Origin of the sequence: Actinomycetospora lemnae, from assembly GCF_028737315.1 — a bacterium.
Taxonomy (GTDB): Bacteria; Actinomycetota; Actinomycetes; order Mycobacteriales; family Pseudonocardiaceae; genus Actinomycetospora; species Actinomycetospora lemnae.
In genome coordinates, this window is the sequence record NZ_JAQZAO010000003.1 from 192,437 (window position 1) to 208,930 (window position 16,494).

Here is a 16,494-nt window from a genome sequence, read left to right on the forward strand (position 1 = left end):
CGCTGACCCGCCACTCGACGTGAGCTGCTCGACACCACGGGTGAGGCCGGCAGACGCGGGTATCCGCGAACGGTCAAGTCTTCAACCGTTCCGAGGAGGACTCGTGGCCGAGGGCCGCTCCACCGGCAGGTTCACCGGCTCCGTCGTGATCGTCACCGGCGGCGGGTCGGGCATCGGCGCCGCCACCGCCCACCGCTTCGGCGCCGAGGGCGCGACGGTGGTCATCACCGGGCGCACGCAGGAGAAGCTCGACAAGGTCGCCGCCGACGCGCCGGCGGGCTCGACGATCCTCACCCGCGTCGCCGACACGTCCGACGAGCAGGCGGTGACGTCGCTGGTCGAGGACGTCGTCGGCGAGCACGGGCGGCTCGACACGCTGGTCAACAACGCGGCGATCGCCGAGCCGGGCACCGTCGCCGACCTCGACAGCGACGCCTGGCGCCGCGTCATGGCCACCGACGTCGACGGCGTCTTCTACGCCTCGAAGACTGCGCTGCCCCACCTGCGGGCCGGCGGCGGCAGCATCGTCAACGTCGGCTCGGTGTCGGGCCTCGGCGGCGACTGGGGCATGGCCGCCTACAACGCCGCCAAGGGCGCGGTCACCAACCTGACCAACGCCATGGCGCTCGACCACGCGAGCGAGGGCGTGCGCGTCAACGCCGTGCACCCGAGCCTGACCGCGACCGACATGTCGGCGGGCATCCGCTCCGACGACGAGACGATGACCGCGTTCCGCCGGCGCATCCCGATGGGGCGCCCGGCCGAGCCCGCCGAGGTCGCCGACGTCATCGCGTTCCTGGCGAGCCACGACGCGCGGTTCGTCAACGGCGCGCACATCCCCGTCGACGGCGGCCTGGGCGCCTCGAACGGCCAGCCGAACATGGGCTGATCACCGCGGAGTTCGCGCGCACAGAAGCCGCGAACGTCCAGCCGAGCACGCCGACAGGGTTCGCTGCGGGACCGCGCGCGCTCAGGCGTCGAGGAGCGTGCGCCACACGCGGCCGGCGCCGCGACCCTGCAGCGCGGTGTGCACCGTGACGGGCGCGGCCCGGTCGGAGCCCGCGTCGGCGCGGGAGCCCGCGTCGAGCAGGCGCGAGGCGGGGAACGCGGCGCCCTTGGGGCGGCTCAGCGTCACCCGGTGGCGCCGCCCGCCGACCGTCACCCGCAGCCCGCCCGAGCCCTGGTACCAGGGGAAGGCGAGGCGCTCGACCGCGCCGAGCGGGGCGTCGAACACCACCCCCTCCGCGGTCACCAGCCGCAGCCGCCCCGCGTAGAGGCTCAGCACGCCGGGCTCGTTGGTGAGCCCGCGCAGGAGCCAGGCCGGCGTCGCGTACGACGGCGCGAGATGGGTGGGGCTGGCGGGCGTGAGCGGTGTGGCCACGGCGACCTCGAGGGCGGGCAGGGACAAGTGACCCGCCTCACTGTAGGTGCCCTGCGTGATCGTTCGCTGGTGCGTCCGGGTGATTCGCTGGGCCGTTCCATCCCGTCGTCGCGTCCCGTCACGGCACGACGGTGACCGGCCACTTCCCCGCACGCACCAGCCGACCGGCCAGCGAGCCGACGATCCGGTGACCGGCGCTGGTCGAGGCGCCGACGACCACCAGGTCGACGCGGCGCTCGTCGGCCAGTCGGACGATCTCGGCGTAGGGGTCGCCCTGGACGCGGATGAGCTCGCCGGTGAGCGCGAGGTCCTCGAGGTAGCGCTTGGCCTCGTCCTGCACCTCGGCGGCGAGCTGCTCCGCGGTGTCGGAGAGCACCGCCAGCGCGCCGGGCGCCATCGCGGCGAGCGACGAGGTCGTCGCCACCGTCACCACCAGCAGGTGGGCGTGCTGCCGGCGCGCCAGGCCCGCGGCGTAGGCGCCGGCGCGCAGCGACGTGATCGACCCGTCGACCCCGACCAGGATGGTGCCGGGGCCGTCGGTCCCGAGCTCGAAGCCCGTCATGCCCCGATCATGCCCCGGATCCGGCGGGGCCGATCGTCACCCCGCGAACTGCACCGTCGTGCGCTGCCCCACGTACGGCGCGATGTGCTCGCGGATGATCCGCTGGTGCTCGGCGTCGTCGCGGTAGGCGAGGTAGGAGTCGACGTCGTCGAACACCGCGACCACCGCGAAGTCGGCGTTGACCTCGGCGAGGCCCGCGTCCCGCCCGCACGTCCACGACCGCAGACCGGGCAGATCGGCGTCGGCGATCCACCCGCGCAGGGTCTCGGCGATGCCGTCGGGGATGGACGGGTCCTCGGCCGCCTGGCCGGCCCAGCTGAAGGTGACGACGTGGGTGAAGCTCATGGGGCCATCCTCCACCGGGACACACGACGGGGCTCGACCCCTACCGAGCCTCCACGGCGATCGGGTTGGGCACCTCGACGTAGATCGGGTCCTCGCCGCGCCCGGCGGCCCAGCTGCGCAGGTGGGCCTTGGCCGGCAGGGTCGGGGTGGTGCGCAGGTCCGTGGCCCAGGGCCGGGCGGCGGGGTCGCGGACGTCGTCGAGCACCGCCGCGACCGTCGCCCACAGCGGCTCCTCGCCGACGGTGTGCCGGCCCAGCACGGCCACGAGCAGGGCGAGGTGGTTGACCACCGCGTGGTAGCGCAGCCGCTGCCACGCCTCCGCGGGCGAGTAGACCAGCGGCGAGTCGGCGGCCAGGCCGGCCGGGAGGCGGTCGCGGCGCACGTGCGCGCCCTCCAGGTCGCGCACCCGGCACGCCGTCGGCCACCCGTCGTCGTCGGTGACGACCAGCGTGTTCTGCGGGTGCGCCTCGAACCCGAGGCCCGCCGACCCGAAGACGTGCAGCATCGGCACGAGCGAGACGGCGAGCCAGCGCCGCAGCCACGCGTGGACGTCGCCGGCGGCCCGCACGTCCGCGAGCAGCGGCGGCTCCTCGCCCGCCGGCCCGTCCTCGAGCACCGCCGCGAGCACCCGCGGGCCGCCCGCGGGGAACGGGGCGCGCGCGATGACGGTGAGGTCGGCGGCGAGCCGCTCGCCGCCGACCGCGGGGTCGAGGGTGGCGAAGCCGAGGTCGGCGATCACGCCGAACCCGGATGGCAGGGGCGGGAGGTGCGCGACGACGCGCGCGGCGTCGAGGGCCCGGCGCGCGTGCTCGGGCGGGGTGGTGCGCACGAAGTGGGTCAGGCGGGCGCGCAGCGGGAGCTTCCACGACGCCCCGGTCACCGTGTCGACGACGGTGCGCACCGACGACGTCGGCCACACCGGGTCGCCGAGCGGCCCGAGCCACCGCGCGCTGCCCTCGGCCTCGAGCAGCGCGAGCGTGGGGTCACGGGCGAGGACGCGCGCCTGGTACGGGTGCACCGGCAGCGCGGTCCAGCCGGCCGGGACGTGGGGCGCGACCGCGGCCGGCGGCGTCGGCGGCGCACCGTCGGCGAGGACGACGTCGTCGCGCAGCGCGAGGTGGTGCAGGACGAACGAGGCGCCCAGCTCGGGCGCCCAGGCGGCGAGGTCGTCGTCGCCGAGGCCCTCGGCGCTCTTCGGGGTGGGGTGGAACGGGTGGCCGTAGCGCACCGCCTGCTCGGCGTCGCGGGTGCGGTCGCCGGTCGGGGCGGCGGGCGCGTCCAGGTAGCGGGCCGTCCGCGCGACGCTGTCGGCGACGATGTCGGCGAGGTGGTCCACCGGCTCGCCCTCCCCGACGGTCTCGAGGACGGCGAGCACCACCTCGTCGTGGCTCGCGGGCCGCCCGTCGAGGGTGACCGCGCCGGCGAGGCGGTGGTGCCCGGTCGGGGAGCGGTGGCGCAGCGTCACGCCGAGCGTGCCGGCGGGGACCGACAGGAAGAGGGTGTCCCCGTCCCGGGCGACCGGCGGGTCCAGCTCGCGCAGCAACGAGGTGACGAGACGCTCGCGCGCCGCGCGCTCGGCGCGGGCGCGCGCGCCGGCGGTGCTCACCCGGGTGAGTCTGCCCGTCCGGCGCGGCGCGCCGTCGGCGCGGGCCTCATCGCGTCCCGCCGATCGACCCGGCCATCGCCTCCTGGCTGTCGCGCCGGAAGCGGCGCTTGTAGGCCCGCCAGTCGAAGCGGGCGAGGAACTCCTCGGCGGCCACGTAGCCGGCGTCGTAGAGCGCACGGGCGCGGGCCGGGGTGATGCCGAAGTCGAGCAGGCCCACGGCGCCGGCGTCGACGTGGATGGTGCGCGCGGCGACCCAGGGCTGGTTGAGCACGGCCTGGTCGCGGCCGAGGATCATCGTGGTGATCAGCTGTTCCAGCAGGCGCAGCGGCGCCGGCTGGGGGATGTCGAACCACCGCGAGTGGAACAGCGCGACGTTGTCGCCGATCCCGGGCTTGGGCGCCGTGGTGATCGTGACGCCGAACGTCGGGAACGCCGGCTCGCGCCCGTCGGTGCGGTCGAGCGAGTCGATGGGGAAGTTCGAGAGCAGCCCGCCGTCGACGAGCGTGGAGGTCACGCCCGTGCGCGCATTGGTCAGCGTCGTCGGCTTGAACAGGAACGGGATCGCCATCGAGGCGCGCACCGCGTCGGCGACCGGCTGCTCGTCGGGGTCGAGGCCGTACACGGTGCGGTAGTCCCACGGCAGCCGCACCAGCTGCCCGAGCGTGAGGTCCGAGCACGTGACGACGAGCCGGTAGCGCTGCGCGGGCGGCAGCGACGGGTCGTCGATCCGCAGGTCGCCGAAGGTGTGCACGCCCAGGGCGGCGAGCTCCTCGGCCACCCACGTGTGCAGCCACTCGCCCTGGTAGAGCCCCTGCCCGCCGAGGAACGCGAGTGCGGGCCCGGCGAGCGGGAGGCGGGCGATGCCGCTGCGGTCGGCGACCTCGCGGAAGTTCAGCCGTGCGGTGATCTCGCCGAGCTGCTCGCCCGCCGCGCCCGCGGCGGCCATCGCCCCGACGAGGGCGCCCGCCGAGGTGCCCGAGATGCGGTGCGGCTCCCAGCCGCGGTCCGTCATCGCGGCGACCGCTCCGGCGAGCCCGATGCCCTTGACCCCGCCGCCCTCGAGCACGAGGTCCGCCGGGCGTCGGCGCCTGGCTGTGGTGGCCATGCGGGCCATGTTCCCCCCATCGTCACCCGACTGCGCGGGCCCACCGCTGTCGTGGTGGGCTGATCCGCCCGTGCCGATCCTGCGCCTCCGGGACCGACCCCAGCACTGAGGCTCGCCCTACTCCGCGCGCAGCTCCTCCAGCTCGTCGTGCGCCCGGGCGAGGTCGGCCCGGGCCTCGTCGCGCTCGGCACGGGCCTCGTCGCGCTCCGCCCGCGCGGCGGCGAGGTCGCGCTGCGCGTCGGCGAGGTCGCCGCGCAGCGTGAGGATCGACGCCGCCCCGGCGATGGTGTGCCCCTCGTCGGACAGGGCGCGCACGCGGGCCGCGAAGTCGACCTGCCGGCGCGAGTACCGCCGCTGACCGCCCTCCGAACGCTCCGGGTGCAGCAGGTCGGCAGCGTCGAGGCTGCGCAGGAAGGCCGGTGCGACGCCGATGAGGTCGGCGGCCTGCCCGATGGTCAGCGACGGATAGTCGTGGTCGTCGAGCCGTTCGACGCCCATGGGCCCTCCTCCCGGGCAGTTGGGTGCGAGACGTGCGTGAGCACCCGCCGGGGCGCCCGGCGGGTGCTCACGTGTCGGTGTCGGTCGGTGTGGGTGTTGTGTCGGTGGGTGTCAGGACGTCGGCGCCTCCTCACGGTGCTCGTCGGGGGTCCCTTCGATGCTGGTCGTCGCGGCGGCGTGCTCGATCTCGATGCGACGCGGCTTGGCGCGCTCGGCGACGGGGATCGTCAGCGTCAGCACGCCGTCGGTGTACGAGGCGTGGAGCTTGTCGAGGTCGAGGTCGCGGCCCAGCACGAGCTGGCGGCTGTAGCGCCCGCGGGGTCGCTCGGCGACGAGGTAGTCGCCGTCGCTGCTCGGCGCGGTGCGCGCGGCCGTGACGGTGAGCGCGTTGCCGTCGACCGAGACGTCGATCGAGCCCGGGTCGACGCCCGGGAGGTCGAACGAGGCGACGAAGTGGTCACCGGCCCGGTAGACGTCCATCGGCATCCCGCTCACGGCCTGCTGCCGGGAGGCGCCGGCGAGGCGCTCGAGCGCGCGGAACGGGTCGAAGGGGTCGTAGTTCAGCAGCACGATCGGTCATCTCCTTCCCTCGACGTACTGCGCTGTGGAGGACTCCGATGCCATAGTTGTATCTCCGTCTGCAGGTTTGTGCAAGTACCGGTTGAAGATTTTTTGGCGGCGGACGGAGAGATCCCGTCGACGCTGCCCGTCGTCGGTCGGTTGTGCGAACGTGTGTTCGTGTCCGGCGAGCCGACGATCCTCCATGCGGATCTCGACGCCTTCTACGCCTCGGTCGAGCAGCGCGACGACCCCGCGCTGCGCGGGCGCCCGGTCATCGTCGGCGGGGGCGTCGTGCTCGCCTGCAGTTACGAGGCCAAGGCCCGCGGGGTGCGCACGGCGATGGGCGGGCGGATGGCGCGTGCGCTGTGCCCGGACGCGGTCGTCGTCCCGCCGCGGATGGAGGCCTACAGCGGCGCGAGCCGGGCGGTGTTCGCCGTGTTCGACTCGGTGACGCCGCTGGTCGAGCCGATCTCGATCGACGAGGCGTTCCTCGACGTCTCCGGCCTGCGCCGCCTCGCCGGCCCGCCCGCGGAGATCGCGGCGCGGCTGCGCCGCGAGGTCGCCGCCGACGTGGGCCTGCCGATCACCGTGGGCGTGGCGAACACGAAGTTCCTCGCCAAGGTCGCGAGCCGGGTCGCCAAGCCGGACGGGCTGCTCGTGGTCGAGCCCGGCGGCGAGCTGGCGTTCCTGCACCCGCTGCCGGTCGAGGTGCTGTGGGGCGTCGGCGAGGTGACCTCGCGCAAGCTGCGCGGCCACGGCGTCACCACCGTCGGCGACCTGGCCGCGATCGGCGCCCCGACCCTCGAGTCCCTGCTCGGCCGCGCCGCCGGGCGTCACCTCGACGCCCTCGCCCACGGCCGCGACCCCCGCCGGGTGCAGGGCGGACGGCGCCGCCGCTCGGTGGGGGCGCAGCGCGCGCTCGGGCGCGGGCCCGTCTCACCCGAGCGCACCGACGCCGTGCTCATGGGCCTCGTCGACCGCGTGACCCGCCGGATGCGCCGTGCCGGGCGCACCGGGCGCACGGTCACCCTGCGGCTGCGGTTCGCCGACTTCACGCGCGCGACGCGCTCGCACACCCTCACCGTCGCGACGGCCGAGCACGACGCGGTCCTCGGCGCCGTCCGCCTGCTCGCGGAGGCCGCCGCGCCGCTCATCGCCGAGCGCGGGCTGACGATGCTCGGCGTGGCCGTCGGCAACCTCGACGACACCGGCGGCGCCCAGCTCGAGCTGCCGTTCGCCGGGGAGGCCCACCACTCCCCGGCCCTCGGCGCAGCGCTGGACCTCGCGGTCGACGACGTGCGCGAGCGCTACGGCCTCTCGGCGGTCACGCGCGGCACGCTGCTGGGGCGCGACCAGGGGCTCGAGATGCCGATGCTGCCGGACTGACCGGCTACTTCCTCTCCCGCCAGCCGCGCTCGAACGGCAGGCGCCAGGCGTTCGGCGCGATGAGCTGGTGGATGGCGTTCGGCCCCCAGGAACCGACCGGGTACGGCTTGACCGGCGGCGGGTCGGCGAGCAGGGGGATCGAACGCTCCCACAGCGACTCGATGCCCTCCGACGTCGTGAACAGCGTGTGGTCGCCGCGCATCGCGTCGAGGATCAGGCGCTCGTAGGCCTCGAGGACGTCGGCGGCCTCGCCGGTCTCCTGGGTGGAGAACTGCATCGAGAGCTTCTGCAGCCGCATCCCGGGTCCGGGGCGCTTGCCGTAGAACGACAGGGAGACGCGCGAGGAGTCCGCGAGGTCGAACGTCAGGTGGTCCGGGCCCTGGGTGCCGACGCCCGAGCCCTGCGGGAACATCGTGCGCGGCGCCTCCTTGAACGCGATCGAGATGATCCGCTGGCCCTCGGCCAGGCGCTTGCCGGTGCGCAGGTAGAACGGCACGCCCGCCCAGCGCCAGTTGTCGAGCCCGACCTTGAGCGCGATGAACGTCTCGGTGTCCGAGTCGTTCGCGACGTCGGGGTGGTCACGGTAGCCGCCGAACTGCCCCCGCACGACGTGCTCGGGATGGATCGGCAGCAGCGAGCGGAAGACCTTGTTCTTCTCCTCGCTGATCGACCGGGGCTCGAGCGCCGTCGGCGGCTCCATGGCCACGAACGCCATCACCTGCATGAGGTGGGTGACGACCATGTCCTTGTACGCACCGGTCGCCTCGTAGAACGAGGCGCGCGTGTCCAGCCCCAGCTCCTCGGGGATGTCGATCTGGACGTGGTCGATGAAGTTGCGGTTCCAGATCGGCTCGAACAGCCCGTTGGCGAAGCGGAACGCGAGGATGTTCTGCGCCGCCTCCTTGCCGAGGAAGTGGTCGATGCGGAAGACCTGGGACTCGTCGAAGACCTCGTGCACGAAGTCGTTGAGCTCGACCGCGCTCTCGAAGTCGTGCCCGAAGGGCTTCTCCATGATCACCCGGGAGCCGCCGACGAGGTCGGCGTCGCGCAGCATCTCGACGACGGCCTGCGCGGCCCGCGGCGGCACCGAGAGGTAGTGCAGCAGCCGCGCGTCGTCGCCGAGCTGCGACTGCGCCTCCTTCACCGCCGAGGTGAGGCCCTCCGGCCCGGCGCTCTGGGGCACGTAGGTCAGACGGGCGGCGAAGTCCTCCCAGTCGTCCTCCCCGAGCCGGTGCATCCCGAAGTTCTGCACGGCGTCGTGGGCGAGGGCCCGGAACTGCTCGGTGTCGATGTCCTCCATCGCCGTGCCCACGATGCGGATCTGGGGCGCCAGCGCGGACTCGGCGAGGTAGGCGAGGCCGGGCAGGAGCTTGCGTTTCGCGAGGTCGCCGGTGCAGCCGAACAGCACGATGACGTGGGGGAGCGTCGGCTCGAGGTCGCGCCGGAACGGACGCGAGCCGGGGCCGGGGTACGCGATGGACTCGGGCTGGCGGTCGGCCATACGGGGACCGTAGCCCGCGCAGGTGACGATCGTGGGTCGCCGCGACCGGACGTTCAGCTCCCGTTCTCGAGGATGCGCCGCAGCGTCTCCAGGTCGCGGGCGACGGCGTCCGCGTCGGCGGCGAAGTCGTCGTCGCCCATCCCGGGCCGCCGCCGGACGTGGAAGACGACCTCGGCGCCGTCGTCGAGGCGCACGACGCGCAGCGGGTTGTCGACGTCGGTGCCGTCGGGCAGGCGGACGACGTGGTCGAGCACGCCGAAGTCGTTGGCCGGCGCGAAGGTGATCTCGACGTGCCCCAGCGGTGAGTCGGCGGTCCACGTCCCGGGGCGGTCGGGCGCGGGCTCGACCTGCGCGCTCGCCAGCCCCGCGGCCCAGTCGACGAGGTGGCGCGGGTCGGCGGCGTAGGCGTACACCTCGCGCCAGTCGCGGGCGATCACGGTGCGCACCAGCCGGGTCTCGGTCGTCATGGCCGTGATCCTCGCGCGGAGCGGACGGCGGCGTCGTGGATCCGTCGGACAGGGCGGGGGCCTCGACTACGGTGCCGGCCCGTGGAGCTGGCGACGTCGGCGGGACGGGTGCGCGGGCTCGACCGTGACGGCCTCGGGGTCTTCCTCGGCCTGCCCTACGCCGAGGCGCCCGTGGGGCCGCGGCGGTTCGCGGCGCCGGTGCCGGTGACCGGCTGGGACGGGGTGCGCGACGCGACGGCCTTCGGTCCGGCCGTGCCGCAGGGCCCGCCCGCGCCGGGCGCGCCGTCACCGTGGCACCCCGCGGACGGCCTCGGGCCGCTGACGCTGAACGTGTTCACGCCGGACCCGGGCGGGTCGGGGCTGCCGGTCGTCGTGTGGTTCCACGGCGGCGCGTGGGTGCGGGGATCGCCGCGGATGCCCCTGCACGACGGGGGCGCGCTCGCCGCGGCCGGCGCGGTGGTCGTCACGGTCGGGTTCCGTCTCGGCGCCGAGGGCTTCGCGTCGCTGCCCGGCGCGCCGGAGGACCGGGGCCTGCTCGACCAGGTCGCGGCGCTGACCTGGGTGCACGAGCACGTCGCGTCGTTCGGCGGCGACCCCGGGTGCGTGACGGTCGCGGGTCAGTCCGGCGGCGCGGCGTCGGTGGCGGTGCTGCTCGCCGCGCCCACCACCGAGGGGCTGCTGCACCGTGCGGTCGCGCAGAGCGTGCACGGCGGCTTCCGCACCCGCGACGAGGCGGCCGGGGTGACCGCGCGCCTCGCCGCCGCGCTCGGCGTCGCGCCGACGGTCAGCGGGTTCGACCTGCCCCCGGAGCGGATCGTCGACGCCCAGGACGCGCCGCTGCGGGGGCCCGCCGACGGGGTGAGCGCCTTCGGGCCGGTCGTCGACGGCGATCTCGTCGTCGGGCAGCCGTGGGAGGGCCTCGCACAGCGGCCGCGTCCCGACGTGCCGCTGCTCGTGACCTGGATGCGCGAGGAGGCGCGGTCGTTCCCCCTCCCGCCCGCCGGCACCGACCCCGCCGACGTCGCGACGGCATTCGGGCTGGAGTGCGCGGCCGGCGACGCCTACCGTGCCCTCGCCGGTGACGTCGAGGAGGCCGTCGTGCTCCTGATCTCGGACGCGCTGCACCGGCTGCCCGCGCGGCGCACCGCCCGCGCCCACGCGGGCCCGGTGTGGACCGCCGAGCTCGCCTGGCGCAGCCCGCGGCTCGGCGCCTGCCACGGGCTCGACGTGCCGCTGCTGCTCGGGACCACCGACACCCGCCCCGCAGCGCGGATGCTCGGCGCGCCGCCACCCGCCGCAGCGGGGGCGCTCGGGGCGGAGCTGCGGCGGGCGTGGGTGGCGTTCGCGACGACCGGCGATCCGGGGTGGCCGCGGTACGGCGCCGGCGGCACCACCCGCCGCTGGGACCCCGATCCGACCGACGTCCCCGACCCCCTCGCGGCGTCGGCCGCGATCTGGGGCGATCCGGGGTCGTGATCGCGATTCGGGTCGTCCTGCGCACGCACTGGCACGAGCTGGTGGGCGACCCGGACTCGTTCCTGGGGCGCCTGCGCCGCACGCTGAGATCACGATCCCGGTGACCGGCCCCCGCACATCGGCGGTTTCGTCACCGAACTCGCGATCACGCCCGCCGCAGCACCGCCGGCGCCGTGACGCCCAGCGCCGCGAGGTAGGCCCCGGCGCACGCCGCCAGCGCCACCAGCGCGGGGGTGCCGAGGGCCTCGAGCGGCAGCATCCGGAACGCGTGCACGAGCAGCACGGCCAGCGCCACCCCGACCGCCGCGACCATCGTCGCGACCGGGGCGAGGCGCCCCCGCAGCGTGGTGCCCGCGAGCAGGACCGCCGGCACCGCGAGCAGCAGCAGCCCGTGCACGCCGATCGCGTGCGGCAGCACGAGGTCCCCGCCCGCGGTGGCCGCGCGGAAGCCGGCGAGGTCGGGGCCGACCACGGCCGCGTCGGGACCGAGGTAGGCACCGCTGCGGCCGAACCCGCTCCCGATGCCGCCGCGGTAGACGCCGCTGTTGGTGGAGATCATGACCATGCCGATCGCGCACCCCACGAGCAGCACCACGACACCCGCGGCGACGCCCAGACGTAGCGGCGGCGCGGCGTCGCGCGAGCGCAGCGTCGCGACGAGCAGCACGACCATCCCGACGACGAACAGCGCGGCGGTGCCGGCCGCGCCGCCGCGCATGAGCGCGGTGTCGAGCGGGGTCGCGAAGTTGTAGTGGCTCGGGACGCCCCGCCACGCCTGGACACCGATGATCGCGGTCTCGCCGAACCCGAACGCCAGCACCGTCGCGCCGACGACGTGGCGCTGCCAGGCGCGAGTGCGCAGCTGCGGCAGGACCAGCGCGACCGACCAGCACAGGAGCCAGCCGGTCTCGGCGAACGTCGCGGGCTTGCGCAGCGAGACCGGCCCGCTCACCGGCCCGCCGAGCAGCACGAGGGCGACGACGTGCACGACCATCGCGACGAGCAGGACCGCGCCGGCGAGCCACAGCACCCGCGGCCAGGTGGGGGCCCGGACGGCAGGCGGCAGGGTGGTGGCCACGACAGGTCCTTCTCCGAGGAAACGATGACAAGGTGTAACGGTATCCGTCGTGGCACGGTTCGTCCACGGCTATCGTCGTCCTCGTGCACGCACCCGTCCCGCCCGTGGGCAGCGCGTTCCTGTTGACGCAGCTGGGCACGCACGCCGCCCAGGCCTTCGCGCAGCGGATCGGCGAGCTCGACCTGACCCCGCCCCAGACCGGCCTGCTGCGCGCGATCGCCGGCGCGCCCGGCAGCAGCCAGCAGGCCCTCGCCGACCGGCTCGGCACGCCCGCGACCCGGCTCGTCGCGCTCGTCGACGGCCTCGAGGAGCGCGGGCTCGTCGAGCGCCGCCGCAACCCCGCCGACCGGCGCCTGCACGCCGTGCACCTCACCGACGCCGGTACGGCCCTGCTCGCGGACATCGGCCGGGTCGCCCGCGAGCACGACGACGACCTGCTCGCCGCCCTCGACCCCGGCGAGCGTGCGCGGCTGCGCGAGCTGCTCGCCAAGGTCGCGGCCGACCGGGGCCTCGCCCCCGGCGTGCACCCCGGCTACCGGACGCTGCCGCCCGCCTGACCCGGTGTGCGCCCCGCTCGTGCCGGGCACCACGCCGCATGACCACGACAGCAGCGGGGCCGGCGACCGGCCGGTCCGTCCTCGCCGGTGTCCTCATCGGCGTGGGCGTCGCGGCGTTCATCGACGAGACCGTCTTCCACCAGCTGCTGCACTGGCACCACTTCTACGACGGGTCGACGCTCGAGGCGGGCCTGGTGTCCGACGGGTTCTTCCACGCCGGCGGGTGGCTCGCGATCGTCGTCGGCCTGTTCCTCTTCGCCGACCTCCAGCGCCGCCACGCCACCGTCCCGAAGCGGGTGTGGGGCGGCGGGTTCCTGGGCTGGGGCGCGTTCCAGGTCTACGACGGGCTGTTCCAGCACAAGGTGCTCGGGCTGCACCAGATCCGCTACGAGGTCGACCTGCTGCCCTACGACCTCGCCTGGAACATCAGCGGCGCGCTGGGGATCGTGGTCGGCGCGGTGCTGCTCGCCGGGCGGGCCCGGCCCGTGGCGTCGCGGTGAGCACGGGCTGGTGGCCGGCGCTGCCGCTGCTGGCCGTCGCCGGGGCCTACCTCGCGGCCGGACTGCGGCTGCACCGCCGGGGTGACTGCTGGCCGCTCCGACGGTGGGCCGCCGCGGCCGCCGGGGTGGCCACGCTCGGGATCGCCCTGCTGCCGCCGCTCGCGACACACGCGCACCACCTGTTCGTCGTGCACGTCGTCGCGCACCTGCTGCTCGCGATGGTGGCGCCGCTGCTGCTCGCGCTGGGCGCGCCCGTGACGCTGGCGCTGCGCGCGCTGCCGACCCCGGGCCGCCGTCACCTGCTCGCCGTGCTGCACAGCGCGCCCGCGTGCGTGGTCACGTGGCCCCCGGCGGTCCTCGTGCTCGAGCTCGGCGGGATGGCGGCGTTCTACCTCACCGACCTCTTCGCCCTCGCCCACGCGCACCCCGCGCTGATGGCGCTGGTCGACCTGCACATGGTGCTCGCCGGCTTCCTGCTCGCGACCCTGCTCGTCGGCCCCGACCCCCTCCCGCGCCGCCCCGGCACGGTCGGCGCGCTGCTGACGCTGCTGGTCGCGGCCGCGGGGCACGACGTGCTGGCCAAGCTCATGTACGCGCGCCTCCTGCCCGCCGAGGCCGGGAGCGCGGCGGACATCCGGCTCGGCGCGCAGGTCATGTACTACGGCGGCAGCGCGGTCGAGGTCGCGCTCGCGGTCGCGCTGATGGCCGCCTGGTACGCCCGCGGTGGGCGGGAGCTGCGCCGCGAGCGGCGCCGGACCGTCAGCGCGCCGGCTCCGGCGCGGGCTCCGGTGTCGGGCGGGCACCCAGCACCCGGGTGAGGGCGGCGAGCAGGTCCGGGACGTCGTCGCGCGGCACGACGGCCTGGACCAGGGTGACGCGGTCGGGGTGCTCGGTCGCGTCCGCGAACGCCGCGCGCAGCTCGCCCACCGTCGTCGCGCGGGTCGCCGCCAGGTGCTCGCCGTCGCCCATGGCGCGGGCCAGCGTCGGCCAGTCCCACCGCGCGATGTCGTTGTAGGGCTCGGCGGGCCCGTGGATGGCGCGCTCCACGGTGTAGCCGTCGTTGTCGACGACGACGATCACGGCGGGGATGCGCTCGCGCAGCACGGTCGCGAGCTCGGTGGCGGTCATCTGCGCGGCGCCGTCGCCGATGAGCAGCACCCCGCGGTGCCCCGGGTGCGCGGTGCACGTGCCGAGCAGCGCGGGCAGCGTGTAGCCGATCGAGGCCCACAGCGGCTGGCCGACGAAGGTGACGCCGGCCGGCAGGCGGTGCGGGGCCATGCCGTAGAAGCTCGTGCCCTGGTCGGCGAGCACGACGTCGCCGGTGCGCAGCGCCGCGCTGACCTCCCGCCACAGGCTCGTCTGGCTCAGCGCCTGGTCGTCCGGAGCGGCGTCGGCGGCGGGCGTGGGCGCGGCGAGGGGCTCCGAGGGCGCCGGGCCGGAGCGGCGCGCGGCGACCTCGGCGACCAGCGGGCGCAGCGCGGCGAGCGCCGTTGGCAGCTCCACCGGCGCGAACGTCGCCGCCCCGACCGTCGCCGAGCGCGGACCGACGTCGATGGTGCGGTTGCGGGTGATGTGCTGGGTGAACATGCCGCTGTCGAGGTCGGTGAACGTCACGCCGGCGACGATCAGCACCGCGGCGTCCTCGACCGCCGTGCGCGTGGCCGGCGGGCTCGCCGCCCCGGTGTAGGTGCCGGCGAAGCGCGGGGCGCTCTCGTCGACGAGGCTCTTCGCCCACGGCGTCGTCGCGTGCGGCAGGGGTCCGGCGGCGAGGAGGTCCGCGAGGGTCTCCGCGGCGCCGAGCCGGTGGACGATCAGCCCGGCGAGCACGGCGACGTCGTCGGGCGACGCCGCGGTCTCGAGCAGGCGCCGCGCGGCGTCGACCAAGCCCGCCAGTGCCTCGGGGTCGGTGGTGTCGACGGCCGGGGGCAGGGGCGTCGTGGCCTCGGGGACGGGCGCGGCGGCGACGTCGGCGGGGACGACGAGGTAGCCGGGCAGGCGCCGGTCGCGGACCGCGCGCAGCACCCGGTCGATCTCGGCGACGGCGTTCTCGGGCGTCAGCGAGGCCCGCGCGCACGTGATGTCGGCGTGCATCGCGGTGAAGTGGCCGAACACCCCGTCGCCGAGGGTGTGGTGCACGGGACGCCGCTGGGCCTGGGCCGTCAGCGCGGGCGCCCCGACGACGTGCACCACCGGGACGTGCTCGGCGTAGGCGCCGGCGATCGCGTTGATGGCGCTGAGCTCGCCGACACCGAACGTCGTGCACAGCGCGGCGATCCCGCGCAGGCGTCCGTAGCCGTCGGCGGCGTAGCCGGCGTTGAGCTCGTTGGTGCACCCGGTCCAGCGCACCGTCGGGTGGTGCGTGACGTGGTCGAGCATGGCGAGGCTGTAGTCGCCGGGGACGCCGAAGACGCGGTCCACCCCCAGCTCGGCCAGCCGGTCGACGAGGTGGTCCGCGACGGTGTATCCGCTCACGCGCGGCAGACTCTCATCGTCGGCGGCACCCGGACCAGGCTCGGGAGGACAGCACGGTGCTCGTGTCCGAGGAGATCCGCGCGGCGGTCGCGGCCGGGCGGCCGGTCGTGGCCCTCGAGACCACGATCGTCACGCACGGCCTGCCGCGCCCCCGCAACCTCGAGGTCGCCCGCGCGGCCGAGGACCTGCTGCGGCGCGCGGACGTCGTCCCCGCGACGATCGGTGTCGTCGCCGGGCAGCCCGTCGTCGGCCTCGGCGCCGCGGAGCTGGCGCGCCTGGCCGAGGGCGACCGGGTCGAGAAGCTCAGCGTGCGCGACCTCCCGGCGGCGGTGGCCCGCGGCGTCGACGGGGGCACGACGGTGGCCGCGACGGCCTGGCTCGCCCACCGCGCGGGGATCGGGGTGTTCGCGACGGGCGGGCTCGGCGGGGTCCACCGGGGCGCGTCCACGACCTTCGACGAGTCCGCCGACCTCGTCGCGCTCGCCGGCGTACCGATCACCGTGGTGTCGGCGGGCGTGAAGTCGATCCTCGACGTCCCCGCGACCCTCGAGCGCCTCGAGACGCTGAACGTCACGGTGCTCGGCTACCGCACCGACGCCTCCCGGGCTTCTACGTCACCGACGCCGGTGTGCCCGTGCCCGCGCGGGTGGACGCGCCGGCGGAGGCCGCCGCGGTGATCCGCGCCCGTGACGCGCTGGGCCTGCCCGGAGCGGTGCTGCTGGCGAACCCCGTCGCCGCCGCGGCGCAGCTCGACGTCGCGGAGCACCGCGCGGTGCTGGACGCCGCGCTCGCCGCCGCGGACGCGGGCGGCGTCACCGGTCACGACACGACCCCCTTCCTGCTCGACCACGTGCACCGCGCCACCGAGGGGCGCAGCCTCGAGGTCAACACGGCGGTGTACCTCGGCAACACGGCGCTGGCCGGTGAGGTGGCGGTCGTCCTGGCCGGCCGGTCACCAGCCGCATGAGCAGCGGTCGTCGTGTAGGAACGGACGGACGA

General features: G+C 75.6%; 17 protein-coding genes and 1 pseudogene. 7 read left to right on the top strand and 11 right to left on the bottom strand.

All coding sequences use genetic code 11. The features are described 5' to 3' along the window. The first annotated feature begins 103 nt into the window (after nucleotides 1-103). A complete protein-coding gene (locus tag PGB27_RS07810; protein ID WP_274199795.1) occupies nucleotides 104-889 on the top strand; it encodes an SDR family NAD(P)-dependent oxidoreductase in 786 nt (261 codons plus the stop codon). An 81-nt stretch (nucleotides 890-970) separates the two neighbouring features. On the opposite strand, the gene PGB27_RS07815 is transcribed toward PGB27_RS07810, so the two are convergent. The 7 genes from PGB27_RS07815 to PGB27_RS07845 form a co-directional block, all read right to left on the bottom strand. After that, nucleotides 971-1,408 (bottom strand): hypothetical protein, encoded by a 438-nt coding sequence (locus PGB27_RS07815; protein WP_274199796.1) that lies wholly within the window; start codon nucleotides 1,406-1,408, stop codon nucleotides 971-973. A gap of 91 nt (nucleotides 1,409-1,499) precedes the next feature. After that, entirely contained in the window at nucleotides 1,500-1,943 is a 444-nt protein-coding gene (locus PGB27_RS07820; RefSeq protein WP_274199797.1) for a universal stress protein, read from the bottom strand. 36 nt (nucleotides 1,944-1,979) lie between these two features. Further along, the gene (locus tag PGB27_RS07825) at nucleotides 1,980-2,288 is read right to left on the bottom strand and encodes a Dabb family protein (protein WP_274199798.1); all 309 of its coding nucleotides are present in this window, start codon (nucleotides 2,286-2,288) and stop codon (nucleotides 1,980-1,982) included. A 40-nt stretch (nucleotides 2,289-2,328) separates the two neighbouring features. Continuing rightward, entirely contained in the window at nucleotides 2,329-3,894 is a 1,566-nt protein-coding gene (locus PGB27_RS07830; RefSeq protein WP_274199799.1) for an IucA/IucC family protein, read from the bottom strand. Nucleotides 3,895-3,940: 46 nt separating this feature from the next. After that, nucleotides 3,941-4,999 carry a patatin-like phospholipase family protein gene (locus PGB27_RS07835; RefSeq protein WP_274199800.1) on the bottom strand — a complete coding sequence of 353 codons (1,059 nt, stop codon included), beginning with the start codon at nucleotides 4,997-4,999 and terminating at the stop codon, nucleotides 3,941-3,943. 117 nt (nucleotides 5,000-5,116) lie between these two features. Further along, on the bottom strand, nucleotides 5,117-5,497 hold the full coding sequence (locus PGB27_RS07840) for a MerR family transcriptional regulator (RefSeq protein WP_274199801.1): 381 nt from the start codon (nucleotides 5,495-5,497) through the stop codon (nucleotides 5,117-5,119). Nucleotides 5,498-5,608: 111 nt separating this feature from the next. Then, on the bottom strand, nucleotides 5,609-6,067 hold the full coding sequence (locus PGB27_RS07845) for an Hsp20/alpha crystallin family protein (RefSeq protein WP_274199802.1): 459 nt from the start codon (nucleotides 6,065-6,067) through the stop codon (nucleotides 5,609-5,611). A gap of 162 nt (nucleotides 6,068-6,229) precedes the next feature. On the opposite strand from PGB27_RS07845, the gene dinB reads away from it, so the two are divergent. Beyond that, the gene (gene dinB / locus PGB27_RS07850) at nucleotides 6,230-7,444 is read left to right on the top strand and encodes a DNA polymerase IV (protein ID WP_274199803.1); all 1,215 of its coding nucleotides are present in this window, start codon (nucleotides 6,230-6,232) and stop codon (nucleotides 7,442-7,444) included. Nucleotides 7,445-7,448: 4 nt separating this feature from the next. On the opposite strand, the gene zwf is transcribed toward dinB, so the two are convergent. Both zwf and PGB27_RS07860 read right to left on the bottom strand, forming a co-directional pair. Next, nucleotides 7,449-8,945: a glucose-6-phosphate dehydrogenase gene (zwf, locus tag PGB27_RS07855; protein ID WP_274199804.1), complete on the bottom strand. Its 1,497-nt coding sequence runs from the start codon at nucleotides 8,943-8,945 to the stop codon at nucleotides 7,449-7,451. Between the two features lie 53 nt (nucleotides 8,946-8,998). Continuing rightward, nucleotides 8,999-9,412, bottom strand: coding sequence for an SRPBCC family protein (locus PGB27_RS07860; RefSeq protein WP_274199805.1), 414 nt, complete (start codon nucleotides 9,410-9,412; stop codon nucleotides 8,999-9,001). 81 nt (nucleotides 9,413-9,493) lie between these two features. Here PGB27_RS07860 and PGB27_RS07865 point away from each other — a divergent pair, with 81 nt between their 5' ends. After that, nucleotides 9,494-10,888 (top strand): carboxylesterase family protein, encoded by a 1,395-nt coding sequence (locus PGB27_RS07865; protein WP_274199806.1) that lies wholly within the window; start codon nucleotides 9,494-9,496, stop codon nucleotides 10,886-10,888. Nucleotides 10,889-11,033: 145 nt separating this feature from the next. On the opposite strand, the gene PGB27_RS07870 is transcribed toward PGB27_RS07865, so the two are convergent. Next, nucleotides 11,034-11,966 carry a hypothetical protein gene (locus tag PGB27_RS07870; protein ID WP_274199807.1) on the bottom strand — a complete coding sequence of 311 codons (933 nt, stop codon included), beginning with the start codon at nucleotides 11,964-11,966 and terminating at the stop codon, nucleotides 11,034-11,036. Nucleotides 11,967-12,049: 83 nt separating this feature from the next. Between PGB27_RS07870 and PGB27_RS07875 the strand changes: the two genes are divergently transcribed. Genes PGB27_RS07875 through PGB27_RS07885 form a run of 3 tightly spaced genes read left to right on the top strand, consistent with a single transcriptional unit; the run spans nucleotide 12,050 to nucleotide 13,841 of the window. Further along, nucleotides 12,050-12,523, top strand: a complete 474-nt coding sequence (locus PGB27_RS07875; RefSeq protein ID WP_274199808.1) for a MarR family winged helix-turn-helix transcriptional regulator — start codon at nucleotides 12,050-12,052, stop codon at nucleotides 12,521-12,523. A 38-nt stretch (nucleotides 12,524-12,561) separates the two neighbouring features. Further along, a complete protein-coding gene (locus tag PGB27_RS07880; RefSeq protein WP_274199809.1) occupies nucleotides 12,562-13,023 on the top strand; it encodes a DUF2243 domain-containing protein in 462 nt (153 codons plus the stop codon). Next, a complete protein-coding gene (locus PGB27_RS07885; protein ID WP_274199810.1) occupies nucleotides 13,020-13,841 on the top strand; it encodes a cytochrome c oxidase assembly protein in 822 nt (273 codons plus the stop codon). Before PGB27_RS07880 ends, PGB27_RS07885 begins: the two co-directional genes overlap by 4 nt. Here the strand turns inward: PGB27_RS07885 and PGB27_RS07890 are convergent. Continuing rightward, nucleotides 13,783-15,495 (bottom strand): alpha-keto acid decarboxylase family protein, encoded by a 1,713-nt coding sequence (locus tag PGB27_RS07890; protein ID WP_274199811.1) that lies wholly within the window; start codon nucleotides 15,493-15,495, stop codon nucleotides 13,783-13,785. The genes PGB27_RS07885 and PGB27_RS07890 overlap by 59 nt on opposite strands. Nucleotides 15,496-15,551: 56 nt before the next feature. On the opposite strand from PGB27_RS07890, the pseudogene PGB27_RS07895 reads away from it, so the two are divergent. Further along, nucleotides 15,552-16,462, top strand: a pseudogene (locus PGB27_RS07895) (pseudouridine-5'-phosphate glycosidase). Nucleotides 16,463-16,494 lie beyond the last annotated feature (32 nt).

Coding starts and splice junctions, on each gene's coding strand:
- PGB27_RS07860 (WP_274199805.1), bottom strand. CDS start 9,412: ATGACGACCGAGACCCGGCTGGTGCGCACCGTGATCGCCCGCGACTGG.
- PGB27_RS07820 (WP_274199797.1), bottom strand. CDS start 1,943: ATGACGGGCTTCGAGCTCGGGACCGACGGCCCCGGCACCATCCTGGTC.
- PGB27_RS07825 (WP_274199798.1), bottom strand. CDS start 2,288: ATGAGCTTCACCCACGTCGTCACCTTCAGCTGGGCCGGCCAGGCGGCC.
- PGB27_RS07840 (WP_274199801.1), bottom strand. CDS start 5,497: ATGGGCGTCGAACGGCTCGACGACCACGACTATCCGTCGCTGACCATC.
- PGB27_RS07835 (WP_274199800.1), bottom strand. CDS start 4,999: ATGGCCACCACAGCCAGGCGCCGACGCCCGGCGGACCTCGTGCTCGAG.
- zwf (WP_274199804.1), bottom strand. CDS start 8,945: ATGGCCGACCGCCAGCCCGAGTCCATCGCGTACCCCGGCCCCGGCTCG.
- PGB27_RS07880 (WP_274199809.1), top strand. CDS start 12,562: ATGACCACGACAGCAGCGGGGCCGGCGACCGGCCGGTCCGTCCTCGCC.